This is a genomic window from Rhodoferax sp., assembly GCF_018063565.1.
Lineage (GTDB): Bacteria > Pseudomonadota > Gammaproteobacteria > Burkholderiales > Burkholderiaceae_C > Rhodoferax.
The window spans coordinates 1-3199 of record NZ_JAGPBB010000178.1 but is presented as its reverse complement, the minus strand read 5'-3'; the positions used below and the strand labels follow the sequence as shown (position 1 = coordinate 3199).

At 58.4% G+C, this 3199-nt stretch carries 3 protein-coding genes; all 3 read right to left on the bottom strand.

Features of this window, described 5'->3' with window-relative positions:
• Window positions 1-1217 (bottom strand): isocitrate lyase (aceA, locus tag KBF66_RS19275; protein ID WP_296661343.1); only part of this gene is annotated, 1217 nt, incomplete at its 3' end.
• A gap of 268 nt (window positions 1218-1485) precedes the next feature.
• Window positions 1486-2817: a type III glutamate--ammonia ligase gene (gene glnT, locus KBF66_RS19270; RefSeq protein WP_296661341.1), complete on the bottom strand. Its 1332-nt coding sequence runs from the start codon at window positions 2815-2817 to the stop codon at window positions 1486-1488.
• Between the two features lie 212 nt (window positions 2818-3029).
• Window positions 3030-3199, bottom strand: a 170-nt coding sequence (locus KBF66_RS19265) for an aldehyde dehydrogenase family protein (RefSeq protein WP_296661345.1), incomplete at its 5' end; no start/stop codon positions are given.

Sequence of the window (3199 nt, the reverse complement as noted above, 5' to 3'; positions counted from 1 at the left end):
TGCGACACAAAGGTGTAGCCTTGTTCGCGTGCGGCAAATTCGGGCTCCTGCACCATCTGGGTGTAGTGCTTCATGCCTTCGCCGCCAGCGTAGGCCTTGGCAAACTGGAACGTGTTGTACCAGTTGATATGGATACCGGCCAGGGTGATGAACTGGTATTTGTAGCCGAGTGCCGACAGGTCTTCCTGGAACGAGGCGATCTGGCTGTCGTTGAGGTTTTTCTTCCAGTTGAACGACGGCGAGCAGTTGTACGACAGCAGCTTGCCGGGGCAGGCAGCCAGCACGGCCTGGGCAAATTCGCGCGCAAAGCCGATGTCTGGCACGCCGGTTTCGCACCACACCAGATCGGCATAGGGGGCGTAGGCCACACCACGGCTGATGCCTTGCTCCAGACCGTTCTTGACGCGGTAGAAGCCTTCCGGGGTGCGCTCGCCGGTCAGGAAAGGCTTGTCGTTCGCGTCATGGTTGCTGGTCAGCAGATTGGCGGCTTCTGCGTCGGTGCGGGCCAGCACGATGGTCGGCGTGCCCATCACGTCGGCGGCAAAACGTGCCGAGATCAGCTTCTCAACGGCTTCGCTGGTCGGAACCAACACCTTGCCACCCATGTGGCCGCACTTCTTGACGGCAGCCAGCTGGTCTTCAAAGTGAACGCCAGCCGCACCGGCGGCAATCATGTTCTTCATCAGTTCAAACGCGTTGAGCACGCCGCCAAAGCCGGCTTCTGCGTCAGCCACGATCGGCAGGAAGTAGTCGATGAATTCCTTGTCCCCCACGTTCACACCGCGAGACCACTGCACTTCGTCAGCGCGCTTGAAGGTGTTGTTGATGCGGCGCACCATGGACGGTACCGAATCGTAGGCGTACAGCGACTGGTCCGGGTACATGGTTTCAGACGTATTGCCGTCGGCAGCCACCTGCCAGCCAGACAGATAGACGGCTTCGAGGCCGGCCTTGGCTTGCTGCATGGCTTGGCCCGCGGTAATGGCACCGAAGGCGTTGACGTAGCCCTTTTTGGCACCACCGTTGACCAGGTCCCACAGCTTTTCAGCGCCACGTTTGGCCAGCGTGTGCTCGATGGGCATGCTGCCACGCAGACGCACCACATCGGCGGCGCTGTAACCGCGCTTGATGCCTTTCCAGCGCGGGTTGGTGGCCCAGTCTTTTTCCAGAGCGGCAATTTGCTGTTCGCGGGTGGGTTGTGTTGAGTTTTGTGACATAAAAGCACTCCTGGGTTGGTTGAAACGAGGGGCGTTGGCGAAATCCATGCGCCTTGGCCATGTGCTGTATTCTAGTCTTGTATAAGACTAGAGTTTTATCTTATGTCTTATACAAGACTTTTATTTTTCTTATTAAATTCAACAAGTTATTGAATTCATTTTGCTATATGAAGTTCGTTCTTTCATAATAAGAAATTTTCTTGATTCAACCCCCTGATTTTCCCGGATTGTGAAACTTCTCTGTTGCAATCCAAAATCCAACTTTCACTCAGAATGCATTGGCATAGTGCTGCAGTTCCCAGTCGCTGACCTGCTGGCAGTAAGCGCCCCATTCCAGCCGTTTCAGCTCGATGAACTGCTCGCAGAAGGGTGCACCGACCGCGTCTGTCAGCACCTGATCGTTCGCCAAGGCCGTAACGGCCTGCCCCAGATCGGCGGGTAAACGTGCCGGCATTGCTTGCCCGCTGGAAAAACGCTCATACAAGTCTTCAGCGCAGGGTTCCGGTGCCGTGAGCGCGCGGTCAATGCCGTCCATTCCGGCGGCCAAGGTGGCCGCCAGCGCCGCGTAGATGTTGCATGAAGGGTCGGGCACGCGCAGTTCAAAACGCCCGGCCACAGTGCGCACCAGACAAGTGCGGTTGTTGGCACCAAAGGTCTTCCATACAGGCGCCCAGGTGGTGCCCGATGCGCTGTGGCTGACCGCCAGGCGCTTGTAACTGTTGACGGTGGGCGCACATAAGGCGGTGAGCGCATCCGCATGCAGCAGCAGACCAGCAATGAACTGGTAACCCGTTGCGCTGAGTTGCAGCGGGTCGCTCAGATCTGTCAACACAGCCTGCCCTTGCGCGTCTGTGATGCTCAGATGAAAGTGCAGCCCGCTGCCCGGTGCGTTGGCAAACGGCTTGGGCATGCAGCTGAACACCGCGCCATGTTTTTCCGCCACCGCATGGGCGCTCAGTTTGAACAGCATGAAGCGGTCAGCGGCGGCCAATGCATCGTCGAACTTGTAGTTGATCTCGTACTGGCCGCAAGCGTCCTCGTGGTCAATCTGTTGCAGTTCAAAACCCAATTGCATCAGCGTGTCGCGCATCTCATCGAGAAAAGCGCGGTTGCGGTGGATCGCTTTGAGGTCGTAAGACGGCTTGTCGAGCTGATCTTGCGCATCGGCGCCCACCCATTGGCCGGCCGCGTCTTTTCTGAGCAGAAAGAACTCGGGCTCAATGCCTACCCACAGCGTCCAGCCACGCGCCTTGAGCTGCTGTACCTGGCGCTTGAGCACTTGGCGCGAGCAGGTTTCCAGCGGTTGACCACCTGCGAAGCCGTCGCACACGGCGTGCGCCACCCCCGGCATAAAGGGCAGCGGGCGCAGACTTGGCAACTGCACCCGGCCATAGTATTCGCTGCGCGCGCCATGGCGCGCCAGCCCGGTGCCCCAGATGCTGGGGCCGGCAAAGCCGGCACCGCTTTCAACCCACTCACGCAGGTTGTCCAGTGGAACCAGTTTGCCTTTGGCCACGCCGTGCAGGTCGCAGAACTGGGTCAGGATGGAGTGGATGCCCTGGGCTTTAAGGCCGGTGATGGTTTTTTCGTAGGAGTTCATGGTGATTTAGGGCTGTAGCCCTTATACATTGTGCGAAAACAGCTACATAATACGTAGTAATGTTGCGCCGCTGGCATGGCCTGCAGAATTGGGGTCAGAGCCCCATTCGGGGACAAGCCGGTGACAAAATCAATGGGGCTGGGCCGAATGGGGATCCGACCCCAATTCTGCTACACCGCTCGCACTGCCACGGGTTAGCCGCATCTGCACACCTACACCGGCGAATCGATGCGGATCCAGGTGGTCTTGGTTTCGGTGTATTTGTCAAACGCGTGCAGCGATTTGTCGCGCCCTACCCCGCTTTGCTTGTAGCCGCCAAATGGCACGGTGATGTCGTCCTCGTCGTATTGGTTGACGTGCACCGTGCCTGCGCGCAGCGCAC

Bases quoted from the DNA above. Each gene is read 5' to 3' on its own strand.
- glnT (WP_296661341.1), bottom strand. From the start codon at position 2,817: ATGAACTCCTACGAAAAAACCATCACCGGCCTTAAAGCCCAGGGCATC.